The sequence below is a fragment of the Halomonas sp. GT genome (genome assembly GCF_002082565.1).
GTDB lineage: Bacteria > Pseudomonadota > Gammaproteobacteria > Pseudomonadales > Halomonadaceae > Vreelandella.
The window spans coordinates 2,733,342-2,752,466 of the sequence record NZ_CP020562.1 but is presented as its reverse complement, the minus strand read 5'-3'; the positions used below and the strand labels follow the sequence as shown (position 1 = coordinate 2,752,466).

General features: G+C 51.3%; 19 protein-coding genes. 13 read left to right on the top strand and 6 right to left on the bottom strand.

Annotated features, from left to right (window positions below):
* The first annotated feature begins 45 nt into the window (after positions 1-45).
* On the top strand, positions 46-1,437 hold the full coding sequence (locus B6A39_RS12785) for a hypothetical protein (protein ID WP_083006294.1): 1,392 nt from the start codon (positions 46-48) through the stop codon (positions 1,435-1,437).
* A gap of 156 nt (positions 1,438-1,593) precedes the next feature.
* Entirely contained in the window at positions 1,594-2,859 is a 1,266-nt protein-coding gene (gene glyA / locus B6A39_RS12780; RefSeq protein ID WP_083006292.1) for a serine hydroxymethyltransferase, read from the top strand.
* Positions 2,860-2,989: 130 nt separating this feature from the next.
* Here the strand turns inward: glyA and B6A39_RS12775 are convergent, their stop codons facing one another.
* From B6A39_RS12775 to B6A39_RS12765, 3 genes are read right to left on the bottom strand one after another with little or no spacing between them, the layout of a single operon-like run.
* Positions 2,990-3,790: a glycosyltransferase family 32 protein gene (locus B6A39_RS12775; RefSeq protein WP_083006290.1), complete on the bottom strand. Its 801-nt coding sequence runs from the start codon at positions 3,788-3,790 to the stop codon at positions 2,990-2,992.
* Between the two features lie 41 nt (positions 3,791-3,831).
* Entirely contained in the window at positions 3,832-4,425 is a 594-nt protein-coding gene (locus B6A39_RS12770; RefSeq protein ID WP_083006288.1) for a FlgO family outer membrane protein, read from the bottom strand.
* A 4-nt stretch (positions 4,426-4,429) separates the two neighbouring features.
* Positions 4,430-5,095 (bottom strand): hypothetical protein, encoded by a 666-nt coding sequence (locus tag B6A39_RS12765; RefSeq protein ID WP_156886260.1) that lies wholly within the window; start codon positions 5,093-5,095, stop codon positions 4,430-4,432.
* Positions 5,096-5,312: 217 nt separating this feature from the next.
* Between B6A39_RS12765 and B6A39_RS12760 the strand changes: the two genes are divergently transcribed.
* The 11 genes from B6A39_RS12760 to B6A39_RS12710 all read left to right on the top strand — a co-directional run bounded on the left by B6A39_RS12760 (position 5,313) and on the right by B6A39_RS12710 (position 15,247).
* Complete coding sequence (locus B6A39_RS12760; protein WP_083006286.1) at positions 5,313-6,326, top strand: OmpA family protein; 1,014 nt, start codon at positions 5,313-5,315, stop codon at positions 6,324-6,326.
* A 348-nt stretch (positions 6,327-6,674) separates the two neighbouring features.
* Positions 6,675-7,634: an HAD-IIB family hydrolase gene (locus tag B6A39_RS12755; RefSeq protein WP_083006284.1), complete on the top strand. Its 960-nt coding sequence runs from the start codon at positions 6,675-6,677 to the stop codon at positions 7,632-7,634.
* Entirely contained in the window at positions 7,631-8,851 is a 1,221-nt protein-coding gene (locus B6A39_RS12750; RefSeq protein ID WP_038486105.1) for a glycosyl transferase, read from the top strand. Before B6A39_RS12755 ends, B6A39_RS12750 begins: the two co-directional genes overlap by 4 nt.
* A gap of 311 nt (positions 8,852-9,162) precedes the next feature.
* Positions 9,163-10,029 (top strand): MBL fold metallo-hydrolase, encoded by an 867-nt coding sequence (locus B6A39_RS12745; protein ID WP_083006282.1) that lies wholly within the window; start codon positions 9,163-9,165, stop codon positions 10,027-10,029.
* A 27-nt stretch (positions 10,030-10,056) separates the two neighbouring features.
* The gene (locus tag B6A39_RS12740; RefSeq protein WP_083006280.1) at positions 10,057-10,248 is read left to right on the top strand and encodes a YgaP family membrane protein; all 192 of its coding nucleotides are present in this window, start codon (positions 10,057-10,059) and stop codon (positions 10,246-10,248) included.
* An 18-nt stretch (positions 10,249-10,266) separates the two neighbouring features.
* Complete coding sequence (locus B6A39_RS12735; protein WP_083006278.1) at positions 10,267-10,728, top strand: YeeE/YedE family protein; 462 nt, start codon at positions 10,267-10,269, stop codon at positions 10,726-10,728.
* 55 nt (positions 10,729-10,783) lie between these two features.
* A complete protein-coding gene (locus B6A39_RS12730; protein WP_083007908.1) occupies positions 10,784-11,215 on the top strand; it encodes a DUF6691 family protein in 432 nt (143 codons plus the stop codon).
* Positions 11,216-11,370: 155 nt separating this feature from the next.
* Positions 11,371-12,072 carry a response regulator gene (locus B6A39_RS12725; RefSeq protein ID WP_083006276.1) on the top strand — a complete coding sequence of 234 codons (702 nt, stop codon included), beginning with the start codon at positions 11,371-11,373 and terminating at the stop codon, positions 12,070-12,072.
* Complete coding sequence (locus B6A39_RS12720) at positions 12,069-13,415, top strand: ATP-binding protein (protein WP_083006274.1); 1,347 nt, start codon at positions 12,069-12,071, stop codon at positions 13,413-13,415. Before B6A39_RS12725 ends, B6A39_RS12720 begins: the two co-directional genes overlap by 4 nt.
* An 84-nt stretch (positions 13,416-13,499) precedes the next feature.
* Positions 13,500-14,195 carry a c-type cytochrome gene (locus B6A39_RS12715; protein WP_083006272.1) on the top strand — a complete coding sequence of 232 codons (696 nt, stop codon included), beginning with the start codon at positions 13,500-13,502 and terminating at the stop codon, positions 14,193-14,195.
* Positions 14,192-15,247 (top strand): c-type cytochrome, encoded by a 1,056-nt coding sequence (locus tag B6A39_RS12710; RefSeq protein WP_083006270.1) that lies wholly within the window; start codon positions 14,192-14,194, stop codon positions 15,245-15,247. Before B6A39_RS12715 ends, B6A39_RS12710 begins: the two co-directional genes overlap by 4 nt.
* A gap of 132 nt (positions 15,248-15,379) precedes the next feature.
* Here the strand turns inward: B6A39_RS12710 and dsbG are convergent, their stop codons facing one another.
* The 3 genes from dsbG to B6A39_RS12695 form a co-directional block, all read right to left on the bottom strand.
* Positions 15,380-16,159 carry a thiol:disulfide interchange protein DsbG gene (dsbG, locus tag B6A39_RS12705; RefSeq protein WP_083006268.1) on the bottom strand — a complete coding sequence of 260 codons (780 nt, stop codon included), beginning with the start codon at positions 16,157-16,159 and terminating at the stop codon, positions 15,380-15,382.
* A gap of 77 nt (positions 16,160-16,236) precedes the next feature.
* A complete protein-coding gene (locus B6A39_RS12700) occupies positions 16,237-17,052 on the bottom strand; it encodes a TlpA family protein disulfide reductase (RefSeq protein ID WP_083006266.1) in 816 nt (271 codons plus the stop codon).
* Positions 17,053-17,158: 106 nt separating this feature from the next.
* A complete protein-coding gene (locus B6A39_RS12695) occupies positions 17,159-18,928 on the bottom strand; it encodes a sugar phosphorylase (RefSeq protein ID WP_083006264.1) in 1,770 nt (589 codons plus the stop codon).
* Positions 18,929-19,125: the final 197 nt, after the last annotated feature.

The following is a 19,125-nucleotide window of genomic DNA, read 5'->3' as shown; positions in this document are numbered from 1 at the left end:
GTTGCCAAGTGCTATGCTTAGCGCTTCTCACAAGGAGGTCATGACATGCCCGTGTCTTTAGGTCATCGCCAGCTTACGGCTGGGGTTTCGTTGCTGCTACTTTCCGGTGTGGTGAATGCGTCGCCTCAGCAACTTGAAGCGGAGCTTCGCGAGCGGCTTGGCAATGAAGCGAGCGCATTCACGGTTGCTCAAGTGTATGAACAGTCTGAGGCTGTTATTGCTGAAGACATTGCTATCACTTATGCCAATGGCGACGTGTTTACTATCGAACGCTATCTCGTTGAAGGCGACTATCATCGTCCTGATAACGTAGTTATTGATGGTATGGCCGTTAGCGAGGCTGGCAGCTCACTGCCTTTTTTCAGTGTCGCCTCCATTGAACTGCCTAACGCAGTGCAAGCCGTGCCGTCCATTGAGGAAATGAGCGCGCCTGACTTTGTATGGAAGGCGATGAATGCTCGTGACATCACGCTGCACCTCCAAGGTGAGGCGGCGGAGGAGTTTTTTAGTGAGCTAGACTCTCCTCTGCTTGAGGGGCGGTTGCGCATTGAAACGCTCACGATTGAAGAGGCCAGCAGTAGCGCCATTGGCTTGTTCGATATACAGGGCGTCAGTGCCGATTTTAATGACTTGGAAAGTGGAATTAGTTCGGTTCTTTCGCTCGCTAATTTGCGAATTGAGCAATTAACCGGGATCGACACGCCTGGGGAAGAGAGTGTTGAACACGCTGAGTTGAATGGCGTAAACCTATCCGGAGAGGGGTGGAGCGTAGTGCTGGATAGCGCCTGGGTAGAAGGCAATTCCTATGTAGGTGATGCAGGCTTCGAAGGCGCATTTTTTGATATTGGGGGGCTGCTGCCTTTACTGCCACTCGATCAACGACAAGAGTTCGAAACCTTCAACAAAATACTTACAGGGGGAAGTGGTCAGTTTCGGGCTGAAGGGCGCAGCCACTCCCGATGGGATGACGAGGGGGAAATCGACCGGTTAATCTCTGAGGGATACGTGCGTTTGAGTGATGCCGCGGGAATTGAATACAGCCTTGATTTGCCGATCAGTTTGCCAAAAAGCGTTTCCATTGAGCGGGTAATGCAAAATCCCGAGTTGTTTGAATCAGCCACGTTGCATGGTGGTGAGGTCGTTGTGGCTTATACCGATGAAGGTTTGCTGCCGCGATTAACCACTGAGATTGCTGCGAACGAGAACATTACCGAAGCACAAGCAATCTCCATGGCATTGGGGCAGGCTCGTCAGCTTGAGCCCTTGTTAGGCTCGCAAATAACCAAATTAATGACCGGGATGGTCGACATTATGGCTGGCCATTCCCAAGCATTAACGGTCAATGTCGCTTTGCCCAATCCGTTTACTTTTAACCAATTCATGATGAATCCAATGGTACACACCGAGCGGTTTACGTTCACCTTTGAGCTAAAGTAGCATGGTTGACCAGTTAGTCAGTTTTTTGATGGCAGGTGCAACATGAAATACGCTCATGCACGACCTGACGCGGATGCGATGAAAGTCGCGTCAGGCTGCGTTATGATAGCGCCCTAGTTTCTCCATGATGATCCTTTCGTAACGAGGTTCCCGCCGATGTTCAGCCGCGATATGACAATTGCCGGATTCGATGATGTGCTTTTTGACGCGATGCAAAAAGAAGTTGCACGCCAGGAAGCTCACATTGAATTGATTGCTTCTGAAAACTACGCCAGCCCCCGCGTATTGGAAGCGCAAGGCAGCCAGCTGACCAATAAATACGCCGAAGGCTATCCAGGTAAGCGCTACTATGGCGGCTGCGAATTTGTTGATATCGCTGAAAATCTTGCGATCGACTATGCCAAGCAGCTGTTCGGCGCGACCTACGTGAATGTTCAGCCTCACTCAGGTTCACAGGCCAACAGTGCGGTTTTTCAAGCGCTGGTAAAGCCGGGCGACACCATCTTGGGGATGAGCCTGGATGCCGGTGGTCACTTAACCCATGGTGCCAAGCCTAACTTCTCTGGCAAGCACTATAATGCTATTCAGTATGGGCTGAACGAGCAGGGCTTCATTGATTATGATCAGGTGGCTGAGCTTGCTCGCGAGCACAAGCCCAAAATGATCATTGCTGGCTTCTCCGCTTACTCGCAAATTGTCGATTGGGCTAAGTTCCGTGAGGTCGCTGATGAAGTCGGTGCCTACTTGCTGGTTGATATGGCGCACGTATCTGGCTTGGTTGCTGCAGGCGTTTACCCGAGCCCGCTGCCCCATGCTCATGTAGTGACATCCACCACGCACAAAACCCTGCGTGGCCCACGCAGCGGCGTTATTCTCTCCGCTGAAAACGATGCGGATATCGAGAAAAAGCTGCAGTCAGCTGTTTTCCCTGGTGGTCAGGGCGGCCCGTTGATGCACGTTATCGCCGCCAAGGCGATCTGCTTCAAAGAAGCCATGGCCCCTGAATTCAAAGCTTACCAGCAGCAGGTGGTTAAAAACGCCCAGGCGATGGCCAAGGTATTTATCGATCGCGGTTACGATATCGTGTCTGGCGGTACCGAAGATCACCTGTTCCTGCTGTCTTTGATCAAGCAGGGCGTGACCGGTAAAGATGCAGACGCTGCCCTGGGCCGCGCTCACATCACTGTGAACAAAAACGCGGTGCCTAACGATCCGCAAAGCCCATTCGTGACCTCTGGTTTGCGTATTGGTACGCCTGCCGTTACTACCCGTGGTTTCGGTGAAGATGAGTGCAGTCAACTTGCCGGTTGGATTTGTGACATCTTAGATGTACTTGCTAAAGGTGAGGACACCCGTTCAATCGAAGCCCAAGTGCTGGATAAAGTGGCCCAAGTATGTGGCCGCTTCCCTGTTTACAAGTAACATGTGCTCGATTTGCCAGGCCGAACAGTAGTGGCATGGCATGGCAAATCTAGATAAAGCAAGAAGCGATAAAAAAAGCGCTAACCATATAGGTTAGCGCTTTTTTATTGGTATCAAGTCGATCTGAAGTTCAAGGCTCTTCTTGGCGAATGATACTGATTTTTTTCTGCTCTCTGGTCCATTTGCCCGCTTTTTTATCAATGTACTGGAAGTGCTCGTTCGTGAAATTACCTTGATTGCAGGCGTGGCGGTACGACACCGTGGGTACGGTGTGTTGATCTAATAGCTGAATAAATACGCCAGGACCTGTGAGCTCAAACACATTGGTGAGCGTGTTCTCTTCAATGTTTTGCTGCACTTGATCAATCAGTCTGCGTAGGTTGGGGTTGCCTGGTTTGCTGGCGATAAAGTAATTGCTCAGCTCACCCTTGCGTGTCGTGACATAGAGTTCGTCAATGTCGGCAGGAACAACGCGGGAAAGCGGCCAGATGGCATGTGCGTCAATATCGAGGTAAACACCGCCGTATTTGTAAAGCACCATGAGGCGCCAAAAATCAGCCTGTGCCGCACCAATTTGTAACTTTGAATAGCTGGTGAATAGGGTGTCGTCGAAATTTTCTTTAATGAAGTCACTCCGCGCCTCGGTAATCATGAAACGATATTCGAAACGAGGAGCCATGAGACGATTAAACAAGTAGTTCAGGTAAACCGGAAGGGTCACTCTATTAGTGAAGTTGGTCTGCCAAATAATACGCGGAATAGTCGAATCATTTTTAGGTGTCAGCCAAGGCGCGGCATAGGCTGGCAGCGTGAAGCGCTTGTTCGGCAGCACGGCATGAAAAATATAGCTAAGCAGCTTGGTAATGTTTGCGCATAGCTTTATCAAGCGACTAGTGGCCACGATAAGTGGTTTGCTTGTGCGGGTGGGCATGTTCATCCTTTTCATTCGTGTCGCGGCAAGAGGTGAATCGATTACCAGCCGCCTTGGCCTTCCAATAAGCTTCGGGTGTTATTATCCAGCGGCAGCTTAAAGTCAGCGCTGCCAAGCACCATCGCATCACCAGCGCGAACTACCCGTGCACTCACATAGAGATAGTCCTGGCCTTGTGCATAAGTACCCATCAGTATGGAGCGTGCGTTGTGCTGAGCGCTAAGACGTTGGACTTGGCGGGATAAAATTAATTCGCCAACGGTTTCTTCAATAAACATGCTGTCACGCATTTTGACTTCGCGTACCTGCATGCCTTGCCTTGCGAGCGCGGAGGCCATAATTTCAGAGCTAATACGGCCAAACGTAGACGACTGGCTTAAGTTATCAATACTTACAAAGGTAGCCGCAATCATTGGGCTATGGCGTGTAAGATCTGGATTGCTGGCCACCATTTGTGCGGCGGCTTCATGGGCTAGTTCGGAAAGGTCTGGCTGAGGCTCGGCATTTCGCATGCTATTGTTATTGCCAAGTGCAGTGCAGCCAGCCAAAAACAGCATCAACAACGCAACGATAAGCAGACGTGCACCAACTGCTAAGCTGCGCAGTGGAGCCAGAGAGTAGGAGAGTGAAAGCATGTAATTACCAAGTATCGGTGATAGAAACAGTTGGGGTTGCAGGCGCTTGAGGAACACGATGTGGCGCATAGTGACGTCGGTCACCAGCATTTATGTAATAGATATTAGAGGAGGAGTAGAGAATACGGTCATTATCAACGATCTGGGTAGTGATGATAACCTCCTCTTTGCCCTCATATGTCCAACTGCCGCTGGTCGTATCTGCCACCATCGCAGCGGGGATTAATGCAAGCGCAGGCTCGCTCCAGTTTCCTAGTGCCATGCTAGCCACGGTCACGCCACCGGCAAGGGCGGTGTATGCACCAAACGGTGGGCGTATATAGCCGCGATCACGATGCTCAACAACTTCCACGTCCACTTGAACGGTGGCACCGCCAGTGTTGGGTTGCGTCATCACGCTTCCTCCTCGCGACACCAGTTCGCTTGTTAATAGCGTACGAAAGCCACGCTCAAACTCGCCACCGTAGTAGGCGCTAACTGACGTATGCTCTTGTGCTGGGATATGGAGATCCCTAAAGCGAACCCGTTCACTGCGAAGAATGCCAGCCGCTTCGTGTTGGGCTAGCACTTCCCAGTGCTGAGCCGCTTGCATGCGCTGCTGCTCACTATAAGGATAGGTGGTCGCAATGGGAGCCTGAGACGTGTTGGCATAAAAGCAGCCGCTTAGCATCAGGCCCACTAGTCCAACACCGACAGGGCGAAATAGTCGGCCAATGGACGATTGGGTCGATGATGGCTCAGTTCTTAATGAATGAGCTCTTGATGACATAGGTCGGGTGCGCACCTGATTGTTCCTTCTCGCTACGAAACGGCTTTTGATAGACTAGTTTGCCATGCTTACCCTAGATCGGCCACGAGGTTAAAAACTTGAATGAGTGAAAACACCCATGCTTGAAGACCACCGCGCTGGTCCGCGTCATGATTCATTGTTAACCGCTTATCCAGAAGATGAAAGTAATAGCGGTTGGATGATTAGCTATATTGACATTATGACGCTACTGGTAGCCCTGTTCGTTATTATTATTGCTGCGGCTAATGTGACAAGCCCATCGTTGTTTCAGCAAAAAACAGCCGATGAGTACGGCTATGAGTCGTCACCTGCTAGAGAAATACCCCTGCCGGATGCGCTTGCTGAAGCCCGTCAGCAACGCACGGTACTCGGCGTATCACCTAGCAGTGATACGCTCAGCCCGTTTGCGATTAGCGCTGCGTTGGGAGTGGCAGGGTTGCCTAACGCTCGCACTGCTGTTGTGGAGGTGCCTCCTTTATTGGCGCGAATTGAAGAAGTATCGAGAGATAAGGAGCCATTGACTGCCAATAGTAGGCTTCCGCAGTTACTACTGCCCACCGATGAGCGTCAGTCTGTTTCGCCGTTGGCGGATTACATGGTACTACTCACCGACCGTCCACCTATCAATGTACAAAAAGTGTCTGACGTGGCGATTAATAGCGCATTAGCACTTGATGAGAGATTGTCTGAGCGTGTGGAGGCTTCGACGTACCTCCCTAACCTGGAAGGCGTTGAAGTTTCGCGAGTCGCTGAAGGTATCAGCCTGCGTGTACAAGATCGGTTGCTATTTCCCTCTGCCGATGCTCAGTTGACAGAAGGTGGCTCATCGTTAGTAGGGTCATTGATGGATACCATCCAGCGCTTCGAGGGGGAAGTGTGGGTAGAGGGACACTCCGATAGCCAATCTATCAATACCCCAGAATTTTCGTCCAACTGGGCGCTTTCAAGTGCGCGTGCGATTGCGATCGTTGAGGCACTTGAAGCCGCAGGGGTTGCTCCGGAGCGTTTGCGAGCCGTTGGACTAGCCGCAACTCAGCCGCTAGAAGATAACGATACTGTCGAAGGGCGAGCGCGAAATCGTCGCGTTGAGGTGGTTATTCATGTGGACTAAGGGATAAGTCAAAAAAAACCCGCCGGGGGAGGCGGGTATGAAAGGGCTTGGCTCACTGCAGCCCACTGGCATCAGGTGAGGGGTGTACAAGGTTGCCAGTGGGTACAATTCGAGTATAGCTATTTGCGAGCTTTTGCCAAGGGCTTGTCGAATTTTTTTCTATTTATTTGCGCGCTATTTTGGTGCGGAAAGATTGCGTTGTTTTGGTGCTTATACGAAGAAGGCAGATTTTTATGAGCCAATCTTCTGATTATTAAAGATAAAATTGTATTGGCATACAAACTGCTTGGTTGCTTATCTAAAAGTGGACGTGTGTAACGACTTTTAAGATTGCAAAAAGGTGGTGCTATGACCGAACACAAGCGTACTGCGTTGCCCAGTGATGCTCAGTCACCAAGCGACTTGGATCCAGCGCTTCAGCCGCGTTTGGTAGTCACCGACTTAGATGGTTCATTACTAGATCACCACAGTTATGATTTCTCACCTGCCAAGCCCTGGCTTGCTCGCCTTAAACAGCTAGGGGTTCCGGTCATTCCGGTCACCAGTAAAACTCGCGCAGAACTCATTCCTCTACGAGAAGCCCTTGGGCTAACGGCGACCCCCTTTATTGCCGAAAACGGTGCCGTTATCGGACTGCCCCCAGGATGGTGTCATGCGCGTCTAGATCGCCCTGGTAATGGCCGAGATGGCGTCGTTATTAAACATACCGGTGTTGATAGTGGTTTCATTAAAGCGCGACTAAACGTTTGGCGTAAGCGTCTGGGGGTTCGGTTTACTCGAATGGGCGACTTAAGTCTTCAACAGGTAATGGCGTTAACTGGGCTTGATGAAACCCGTGCGAAAGCAGCGCGGCAGCGGGAGGGGAGTGAGCCACTTATTTGGGAAGATAATGCAGCCGCACTTGAAACGTTCCGCATTGCGCTTGAAGGCGATGGCCTTGAACTCACGCAAGGGGGCCGCTTTTGGCATGTGATTGGGCGCTTGTCTGATAAAGGGGGTGCCGTAGAGTGGCTAATTAAACGATTTACTGCATTACGAGGCAGTCCGCCACTTTCATTGGGCTTGGGCGATGGCCCAAACGATATCACGATGCTGGAAACTGTCGATCAAGCTGTGGTGATTCGAGGTTGCCACGCTCTTAACGTTGAGCCGCACAACAGCGCGTTATATCGAACAAATGCAACTGGGCCGACTGGCTGGGCTGAGGGGGTAGCCCACTGGTGGGGGCGAGATGACGGGCGTCTAGAAATGGCGCCAGTGAATGACGCCGCTGCATCAGATTACAAGCCACGGGAGGCTAGCGTATGAGTGATTTCCATCAAAATGGTGTGATAACCGATTTTCACAACTTAACGCGCCGGCCAGTTGAAGCCCTTGAACAAGAGCTTTGCCAGTTTGCCAAACGTCGCCCAATGGGACTAATTTTACCCTCGCTTTTTTCTGAACTGGAAGGGCCTGCGCTGTCGGCGATTGTTGATGAGCTGGTGAAAGTGCCTTACCTCAATGAAATTGTCGTTGGTTTGGACAGAGCAGACCGCGATCAATTTTTATATGCACGGGAATTCTTTTCACGCTTGCCCCAGCACACTCGAATTCTATGGAATGACGGTCCGCGTTTACGTGCCATCGACCAAGAATTAGAAAGTCATGGTTTAGGGGCTTTAGAGCCAGGAAAAGGAAGAAACGTATGGTATTGCGCTGGCTATGTGCTTAGTTCAGGTCGCTCCACCACCGTTGGTCTTCACGATTGCGATATTCTTACCTACGACCGTGGCCTTCTAGCACGCCTCATGTACCCCGTCGCGAATCCCCGTTTTAATTACAGTTTTTGTAAAGGGTATTACCCGCGTATCGCCGAAGGAAAGCTCAATGGCCGCGTTTCTAGGTTAATGGTGACGCCGCTGTTACGTGCTTTAAAAACCGTCTGTGGTCCGTTACCTTATTTGGATTATCTAGACAGCTTCCGTTACCCCTTATCTGGTGAATTTGCCATGCGCAGTGATGTGCTAGAGGGCATTCGAATTCCCGCTGATTGGGGGTTGGAAATCGGCGTGCTGTCCGAGTTGCAGCGCAATTACTCCCACCGTCAGCTATGTCAGGTAGATATTGCCGACGCCTATGACCATAAGCATCAGCCCGTTAGTGAAGAGGATGCTACTAGTGGTTTGAACCGAATGAGTTTGGATATCGCAAAAGCGCTTTATCGTAAGCTGGCTACCCAAGGGGTTAGCTTTAGCAGCGAAGATTTCCGGACGCTCAAAGCAACCTACTACCGTTTAGCCTTAGACCTCATTGAAGCCTATGATCACGACGCGACGATGAATGGACTAAGCTTAGATCGCCACTGTGAAGAACAGGCAGTTGAGCTATTTGCCAGCAATTTACTAGAAGCTGGCAATCTGTTTTTAGATAACCCTCGTGAACGTCCCTTTATTCCCAGTTGGAACCGTGTACAAGCGGCGATGCCTGATGTGCTAGCCCGTATGCATGAAGCGGTAGAACTTGATAACCAAGGTAAGGTTTAACGCTCTATGCCTGTTTGTTTCTATAAATCTTTAAGCGTATCAGGTTTCAAAGTATACAAGGCTTCAAGTAGATAGAAGCGGGTTAAGCAGATAGCAGCGGGTGAATTTCGCTTAATCGACCATGTTATTTTCATCAAAGCACCTCGCTGGTAGCGAGGTGCTTTTTTGTTTCGCGGCTATTAGCCGACGAGCAATATTGATCATGCTCAAGAAACCGTTTTAAATTCCAAAAAAGTATAAACATATAACATTTTATGGTCTATGATGGTTGCATAGCAACATCATTACTTGCCATTAGCGGGAGGCACAGAATGCAACACCCGATTGTTACTCACTTCTTTGATGAGCCCACTAACACCTTTAGCTATGTGGTGCAGGACCCAGGTAGTAATGCCTGCGCTATTCTAGATTCGGTACTGGATTTTGATTATGCCGCGGGGCATACGGATGTACGTTCTGCGGACGAGATCATTGAATTCATTCGCGATAATCGTCTTGAAGTGGAATGGATTTTAGAAACTCATGTGCATGCTGATCACCTCTCTGCTGCGCCTTATTTACACCAAACGCTAGGTGGAAAAACCGGGATTGGCGCACACATTGTCGACGTACAGGAAATTTTTGGTAAAGCATTCAACGCAGGCACCGAGTTTGCCCGGGACGGTAGCCAATTTGATGCTCTGTTTAACGAAGGTGATACGTTCACCATTGGCAGTCTTCAAGGGCGCGTGCTTCATACACCAGGCCATACGCCCGCCTGCCTTACTTATGTGATAGGCGATGCGGCCTTTGTTGGCGACACACTGTTTATGCCAGATTATGGCACCGCACGCTGTGATTTCCCCGGTGGCGATGCACGTACGCTGTACCGCTCTATCCAAAAGGTGTTGGCATTGCCAACGCAAACGCGACTGTTTTTATGCCATGACTATAAAGCGCCAGGCCGAGACGTTTATCAGCATGAAACCAGTGTTGCAGAGCAGCGTGAGGCAAACGTTCATGTACATGAGGGCATTTCAGAAGATGAATTCGTGAAAATGCGCACGGAGCGCGATGCCACGCTAGGCATGCCTAAGCTCATTATTCCCTCCGTACAGGTCAACATGCGCGCGGGCGAAATGCCGCCTGCCGACGACAATGGTGTTGTGTATCTGAAAGTCCCTATCAACCGTTTTTGACAGATGTTGATTATTGAGGAGCAGGAAATGAAAGCAAACGTCGGCGGTATCGACAAAGTGGCACGAATCGTTGTTGGTCTTATTCTGATCATACTGGCGCTTACCGGCACCATCGGCGCATGGGGATGGATTGGCGTCGTGCCACTTGCCACTGGGCTGTTTAACTTTTGCCCGTTGTATCCTCTGCTGGGCATCTCAACCTGCAAAAACAGGCATTAACATATCAAGGAGACACCTGTGGACTGGATGGCAAGCCTGCAAGGGCTCGTTGGTGGTGTGTTTATAGGCTTATCCGCTGTGTGGTTGATGGGAGCCTTGGGGCGCATTGCTGGTATTAGCGGCATTATTGGAAACTTAATAACCCAGCGACCTAAAGGCGACAGCGCGTGGCGCTTAGCCTTTTTGTTCGGGCTGGTGAGTGGCCCGTTACTGGTCATGGCAATGGGAGGCGGGTTGGGCAACGTTGCGGATGCTCCTGGTGCGGTGATCGGTGCGCCAGCTGGCGGTGTGCCGCTGATGTTGATAGCCGGTCTGCTAGTCGGGTTAGGTACTGGGCTTGGCAGCGGCTGTACCAGCGGCCATGGCGTTTGTGGTTTAGCACGCTTATCCCCCCGTTCTATGGCCGCCACAGGGGTGTTTCTACTCACAGCGGTCGCCACGGTCTATGTGATGCGTCATATGATTGGAGGTGGTGTATGAGGCGCATGATATGAATAGTGCTGATATGAATAGTGCTGATATGAATAGTGCTGATATGAATAGTGCAACAGTAAAAACCGCTGCTGGTTATATCGCTGGTTTGCTATTCGGGCTTGGGTTAGCTATCTCGGGTATGACGGATCCTGCCCGTGTACTTGGCTTCCTTGATGTGGCTGGTGCTTGGGATCCAACGCTGATGTTTGTATTGGGCAGTGCGGTAGGCACAACGTTTGTGGGCTACCGATTGGTGTTTGCCCGTGGTGAGCCGCTGTTTAGCCCTAATTTTCAGCTTCCAGCTAAGCAAACGCTAGACGGCAAACTGCTGGGTGGCGCTGCGCTATTTGGCATTGGGTGGGGTCTTTCTGGCTACTGTCCTGGCCCTGCCATCGCCTCAATTGGTGGGCTCTCATTGCCGTTATTGCCGTTATTGGCGTTGTTGGCCGCGATGGTGGCAGGCTGGTTTGTCGCAAAACGTATTAGCCAGTAGCGTTAATGTATAAACAACTGCTATCGCCCTTGTCTCTTTAGGCAAGGGCGTTTTTGTAAATGAGCTTTGGTAAACGAGTTTATGGCACAGCCCGCTAGCTTAATGTTGGGTTAATGTGCGTTTGCCATGCTAGTAGTAATAAAAGGAAAACCGTCATGCACGTATTGCTCATCGAAGATGATCCACTTGTCGCATCAGGAATACGTTCCGGTTTAATGATGTACGACTTTGTTGTCGATCATGTGTCCACGATTCAAGCCGCGGGACAGATCATGCAGTCAGTGGCAAGTGACGTTGTGATACTTGATCGCGGTCTTCCCGATGGTGACGGCTTGCAACTGCTGCAATCGTGGCGTGACCAAGGCAACGCTACCCCGGTGTTAATGCTAACAGCGCGTGATGCAGTACGAGACCGTGTTGACGGCCTGCAGTGCGGAGCAGACGACTATCTGGTGAAACCCTTCGATCTTGATGAGTTGGTGGCCCGCCTTCATGCGCTGCTTCGGCGAGTATCAGGCCGTAGCCAGGGTATGACGATACATGGGGCGTTAACACTGGATCCCAATGCGCGTGAAGTGAAAGTTTCTGGCCAGTTGGTAATGCTATCGCGCCGAGAACTGGTGCTTTTAGAGGCTTTTCTGCACTCGCCGCGCAGCGTGCTTTCTGCCGACCAGCTAAAAGATAGCCTCTATGGTTTGAGTGACGATGTAGAGAGCAATGCACTGAACGTACATATCCACCACCTACGCCGAAAATTAGGCAGTGGCATCATTGAGACGGTTCGCGGGTTGGGCTATCGGTTAGGCAAGCCTGAGGCTGTCCATATTCCAGGCACGCCTTATAAGGGGCAACAATGAGTTTACGAGCCCGCCTATTGCTCACCCTGGGGGTAACGCTGGCATTGCTATGGGGTGTTGCTGCGGCTTGGTTGCTTAATGATTTAGAAAAAAAATTCGTAGAAACACTGGATCAGCGCCTTGCTCAGTCGGCGCGCATGGTCGCCGGGCTCGTGCTTCAACTGCCTGAAGATGTCTGGGAACAGAGCCAAGCGCGCGCTTTATCTATCCCACCCATCGAGGGGTTGGCTTGTCAGGTGCACTCTCCGCGTGGCGATATCATTGCCCGGACACATGCCAACATGGAAACCATACTGGCCCCGGGTGAGCGTGGCCATGCTTATCGGCAGGAGGGTGATACTACCTGGCGTGTGTTCACCTATGAACGTGGCGATCTGGTCATAACTACCGCCGACCGGATGGATGAGCGAGACATGTTGCTTAGCGATGTGTTTCGCGTCGCTGTCGTGCCGTTTGTGGTGGCATTGACGGGAAGTTTGATTGCGCTCTGGGTGGTTGTTTGGCGTGGTTTGGCACCGCTAACAAGGCTTCGCGCGTCGCTTGCCAGTCGTCATCCAGAAGCGCTGGCACCTGTGTCTACTTATGGTGTGCCGAAAGAGATTAAACCGTTGATTGAGACGCTCAATGGGTTACTCGTAAGAATTCAGCAAACCATTGTCCGTGAGCAGCGTTTCACCAACGATGCCGCTCATGAGCTACGCACTCCTTTAACTGCGATTAAAACCCATCTTCAAGTAGCGCAGCGATCCGACGGCGAAACGGCGAAAGAAGCACTCAGATACGCAGAGGCGGGGGTGGTACGTCTGGCGCATACGCTAGATCAGTTACTGACGTTAGCAAGAGTTGAAGGGCGCATGCGCTTTGATGACGGCGAGCCAAGCCAGGTAGGTGAGATTGTTGACGTTGCGATCGCGGACAGTATGGCAAACGCAGGGCAGTGCCAGCTTCCCTCTCAATTACCCCATGTGTGCGTTGCTATGCCCAGAGAGCTAGCAATAACCGCACTACGTAATTTACTGGATAACGCACTACACCATGGGGCAAGTGAGCTGCCTGTCGCGCTAAGCGTGCAGTATACCCCTGATCAGCATCACGTAACGTTCACTGTGCATGACCAGGGTGGTGGTGTCGATGACGCTACCCTAAAACAGTTAACTCAGCGCTTCTGGCGTGTGAGCAAGCAGCAAGGTAGCGGTTTGGGCTTGGCGATTGTGGCGGCAATTGCTGAGCGTTTTGGGGGTTGGGTAAGTTTTGAGAATGTCCAGACCGGCGGGTTTAGCGCCCACTTAACCATTCCCACGGTAGAGGATGAGCAACGAGAAAGACCTGAGGCTATTCGATAGCGCTCGCTGCGTCATCGCAGTCAATGGGTAACGACTAGTAAATAACGGGCAGGTAAGTAAATAACGAAGCAGTCAGGGGGATATATGAATAAAAAACAATGGAGCAAGTTCAGCTTGTTGATGGGAGCCGGTCTTGTAGGGGCCAGCACTGTCGCAAGCACGGCCTTTGCCGAAACAGGCGATGCCGAGCGTGGCCAGGCCGCCGCGGCAACCTGTACTGCATGTCATCAAGCAAACGGTAGCGGGATGAATATACCGGGAGGCGAATCTTGGCCGCGTTTGGCTGGGCTTAATGCCGATTACATCGTTAAGCAGCTACACGATTTTAAAGAGGGTCGTCGCCAAAACGCCACCATGATGCCCTTTGCTAATATGCTTGATGATCAGCAAATAGTTGACGTTGCTGCCTATTACAGCGAAATGCCTGTCACTCCTGGGCAAGGTAGCGATGATGTGGACGAGGCGCTATTAGCCCGTGGCGAACAGTTGGCTGAGCGCGGAGATTGGGACGCTTACATTGTGTCATGTAAGAGCTGTCATGGCCCTGGTGGCAATGGCGTTGGCGAAGCGTTTCCCGGTATTGCAAGCCAGCACGCAGGTTATATAAGCAACCAATTGCATGCTTGGCAAAATGATGAGCGCAATAATGATCCCCAGCATCTGATGGGGGCCATTGCCAAACGTATGAGCGATGAGGATATCCAGGCGGTGTCCGCATGGTATGCCAGCCAGGATGTTAGCGCCCAAATCGGCAATGAAGAAGGGGAGGCAGCACAATGATTTTTCATAAAAAACGTCTCGTGTTAGCGCTAACAGGCTGTTCATTAGCGACGGGTCTAGCCGTCAGCGCTTTCGCTGCCAACGATGCCGACCCCTCAAACGAAACGCCCTATCAGGGGTTAGTGGAACTTGGCTTCCCTGCTCCTCAAGAGGGCGAGCTAGTTCATGTTCCGCCGACCATGGCAGACCTGGAAGACGCCGACATCCATCCAGAGCTAAAAAAAGTCATTCGGTATGGCTATGATCTATTTACCAACACGCAGCAGCTAAGGGGTGAAAACGTTTTCAACGACATGAACTGCTCAAGCTGCCACTTAGGCGAAGGGCGTCAGCCGTTTAGTGCACCGGTCTGGGCAGCAGCGGTCACGCTTCCTGACTTCAGGGGTAAAAATCAGCACGTTAACAATCTTGAAGAGCGCATTGCTGGCTGTTTTGCTTACTCGATGAATGGAACGCCGCCTGACTATGGCAGTGATGAGATGCTCGCACTGAGCGCTTATCACCAATGGCTGGCTACTGGTGCGCCAATGTACCCCAGTCAGCCTATTTATGGCCGCGGTTTTCCTGCGCCAGATGAGCCAGATGAAGCCCCTGATTACGCTCGTGGTGAAGCAGCGTACCAAGAAAATTGCGCCATTTGTCATCAAGACGACGGCGCTGGACACTATGAAAACGGTGAGTATGTGTTCCCCGCTCCCTGGGGAGATGGCTCTAATAACTGGGGCGCAGGCATTGTGAGAGTCGATACCGCCGCAGGGTTTATTTACAACAATATGCCGCTAGGTCAGCCGCGCTCGTTAAGTGACCAGGATGCCTGGGACATTGCCTATTACATGAGTAGCCAAGAGCGACCGCAAGACCCCCGTTACACGGGTGATGTTGCTGAGACACTAGAGCGTTTCGGCCCTACTTTTCATAAGCGTTCGCTTTATGGGCAAACCCGCGAGCATGACGGCCATGTGCTTGGCGACCATGCTAACTTTGGCGAAAAAGGCGACATCGAACCTTGGAATGTGGGGATGCCCCGTTTTGAGAACCTGTCAGGCGAGTAATCTGTTTGGCGAGCAGCGACCAAAGCATCGGATCAGGAGAAAATATTAGCCCGCGGTGGTATGACACCACGGGCTAATTATTGATATGAGGTTTTTGGCCGGGAGCTTTAGAGCCTAGCTACATTGCCTGCACTAAGGCGATTCACTGCCCATCATTTCAATTAAGCGCTCATCGCTCGGTAAGCCCTGAATTCGGTCGATACGTAAATTGCCACTGTCCGTTTTGCGCTGGAAGGCGCTGGTGGGCGTAGCGTAAAGGCCTAGCTCCTCAAAAAGCTGATTGTTGGTATATACCTGTTCTTCAATATCTCTAGGTTGGGCGCTTGCTGAAAGCGACTCGCCGTTGCTGTGATCATGTAGCGCGGCAGAGGGATCATCTGCCCCTAGCAGGGTGGCCGCAAGGGCGGGACTGTTCGGTGCCAAGATACCCACCATAATATGGCGCAGCTGCACCTCTCCAGCCTCTACCCAAGGGCGGCTTTGTTGCCACAGCTGTCGACAGTAAGGGCAGTTAGCATCGGTGAAGGTATAGATAACCCGCGGCGCGTTTTCATCGCCATCTTGAATCCAGTGGCTCTCTTCCAGTAGTTCCCAGGTTTGCGCTTCCAAGGGGACTCGAACGTGTTCATCTAGCTGCGCTTCGGTAAGGTCGTTGCCCTGGTCATCCATCAGCGTACCGACAATGGCATGTTCGCCATCAGGGGTTAAATAAATCGCCATATCCTGACCCTGGACGCTAGCACCGTAACCACGCATGCCCCCTGGTGCCTCAAACTGACCGTGAATCGTTAGTCCCTGGTTGGCTAGCGCTTGAACGGGTGCAGGCAGCTCTTCGGCATAGCCTGTCGAGATGTTGCCAATGCTCGTTACTAGTAACAAAGTGCTTAAACGAGACAGGGAAAGGTATTTCATTAGTAAGTCCTTGTGTGTGAAAGATGCGCACTGTAAGTGTAAGTCGTTGATATTAGGAACAAAGGTAGGAGGCAGTCTCAACGTAAACGTTCCAAGCCTTGTTGAAGAGTTGCTCGGGAAAGTTCGCCAAAATGCGTGTTCACGAGTTTTCCTTCTGCGTTATAAAAAAGGGTAGTGGGCATGGCGTGAGCACCCGTTGCGCTCCCTAATGCATTGCTTTGGTCAAGCCACACATTATCAAGTGAGAGGTCATGGTGATTCATAAACGTCTCAATGTGCTGGGCGCTTTCACCCTGATTAACAAACACAAATGTGATGTCCTGCTCGGTATTTTGAGCTTCCTCAAAAACAGGCATTTCACGAATACAAGGGGGGCACCAGCTCGCCCAAAGATTAACAACAAGAGGCTGCTGCGTTTGCGTGGCAAGTTGTGGAAGGTTAGCAGAGTGGCCGTTCCGATCTAATAAAGCAGTGTGTGGTAGTGGGCGCGATTGTTGTTCAATTAACAGAGTGCTACCAACTAACATTCCCCATGTGAGAAATCCCGCAAGTAAAGCACCGCTTAAGGGCCAGCGTTGGCGAGAAGAGCGCCATAGAACCCAGCTCGCGTAACCAAGTCCAGCAATAAGACCGGCCGCTAAATCAAAGCCACCGTCACGAATATCTAATCGGGAAATAATACCGTCATACGCTTCCCAGTAACGCACGACAAACACTACCCGTGCAGCGAGGAGGGCAATAAAAAATATCGTTATAAGCGTATCACTGACCGCTACGCTGTGTCGCCGCCCTAGTAACGCCCCCACCAGAAGCGCTATCAAAAATGTCACTATTAAAACCATCTGATGGAGGCTGAAGCCCAAAGGGCCAATTGCGATGCTTTGTTGCAGCATAATTAACTATTATCTCAGTCAATGTTGAATGCTGCAGTATCTCAGCAGTCGATTATTTGACGATTATATTGCCCAATGACTGAGACATTATGCCGCAATGCATCTTTCACGTGTCTGCCACCATCCACCTTATCGCATAAGGCGGGAGCGCGATTTCCTCCAGAACGTTTTGCAGATCTAAAGCACGCCAAGCATGTTGGTTTAGTACCTGCTCAAGTGCTTCTCCCACCTTGTCTAATGGCAGCAGCGTGTCTGTGACATTAAACAGGGCAAGCAGGCGGCGGCCGTCGCTTAGGGGGCCTCGCTCAATGGCTAGCACGTCAGGTGGCGTAGGCAGTACGCGCTGTGGGGCGTTGGGGTGGAAGCAGGGCTCTGCACGCCGAAGTTCCAGCAAGCGGCTAAGGGCATGAAACACATCGTGGGTGGGCGTTGAGGGGCTTTCAAGTAACAGTGTTAGCTCATCACGCTGCCAGCGGCGTCGATTAATTGAGCGCAATCTGCCGCTGCGCTCCACCCCTTCGACGTCATTAAGCGTGCCGGTCAATGTATGAATATAGAGGGCAGGAATGCCCTGGAGCGTCAGCATAATAGCTTGGCTGCAAAGGAAGCGGGCAATTTGCCAGGGATCTGGCCCTCTGCGCGTACCGCGCATAGCCTCAAACCAAGTAATATTAATTTCATAGGGCGAGTCACTGCCATCGGGATTGCTCCGCATGCTGACAAAGCCACCAAAGCGATGCATCAATTCTAGCAGCGCATCTCGCTCATGGTCGGGTAGCAACCCTTCTAAAGGGCGCACGCCAATACCATCATGGCTCGCAGTGAAGTTTAAATAGGTGCAGTGTCTGGGCAGTATTGGCAGGCTGGAAAGCCATGTTTGAAGGGTAATGGCTTCACCACGGGTGAGCGTATGCAATAACAGGGGGGGGAGGGCGAACTGATAGACCATATGGGCTTCGTCTGGCGCCCCCTTGGCTAACCGTTCCAGGCCAAAGTAACTGATGTTTTCTGCGTGAGGGACATTGGTCTCGGTAATTATCAGCGTGCCCGGCGCTATTTCATCCACAATGGCGCGCAGTAAACGGACAACCGTATGGGTTTCGGGAAGGTGTATGCATGGCGTTCCCAGGCGCTTCCATAAAAATGCCACTGCATCCAAGCGAATGATACGCACGCCCTGTTGGAGGTAAAACAACAAGATGCCAATAAACTCGAGCAATACGTCAGGATTTTCAAAGTTTAAATCGATCTGATCTTCTGAGAAGGTTGCCCATACATGGCGAGTGCCCCGGCGCGTGGAAATGGGCACTAGCAATGGACTACTACGTGGTCGAACCACGTCAGAAACATCGGTTTCTGGGTCTACTTCTATAAAGTAATCACGACCTGGCAAACTCCCGGTTAAATAATCCACAAACCACAGAGACTCGCGAGAAACGTGGTTTAGCACTAAATCGCCCATCACGTCATAGTGGCTTGCTAGCTCACGGATGTGCTGCCAATCACCTAGCTCTGGATTAACCTCGCGGTAATGAATGACTGAAAAGCCGTCATCGCTGCTCCAAGGAAAAAAAGGCAGTACATGCACGCCGCTAATACGCTCCCCCAAATAGCGTTGAAGAAACTCATTCAGCACAGCAAGAGGAGGCGTTTCCTCTGCCACAATGGAATCACCGTAGCTAATGACCCATTGATCTTTTTCGCTCCACGTTGGTGCATTATCGTCTTTAGCCGCAATATTTTCTGTTTTGGCTGGCGCGCGCGACGCACGGTGAAAGTGTTCAATATGTTGTCCAAGACGGCGCTGTACCTCGCTGGCGCGGGGGCCGTAGAGGTGCGAAAGGAAATGGTGGACTGTCTGCTCAAATGGGGTCATAGGGGTGTCCTCTTAAACAACCTACGACAAACGCTGCAGCTTGTGTGCCAAATCGTTACAATGCTAGGTTAACGCCGCGTTTAAAGAAGCGACTATTTTTGCTTGCAAGCGCCCTTAAACTGCATGTCGTTGTAGCGCGTGGCTACTCCGCTGCTAATAATAGTTCACAATATGCTTATATGTGCCGTTATCCGCAC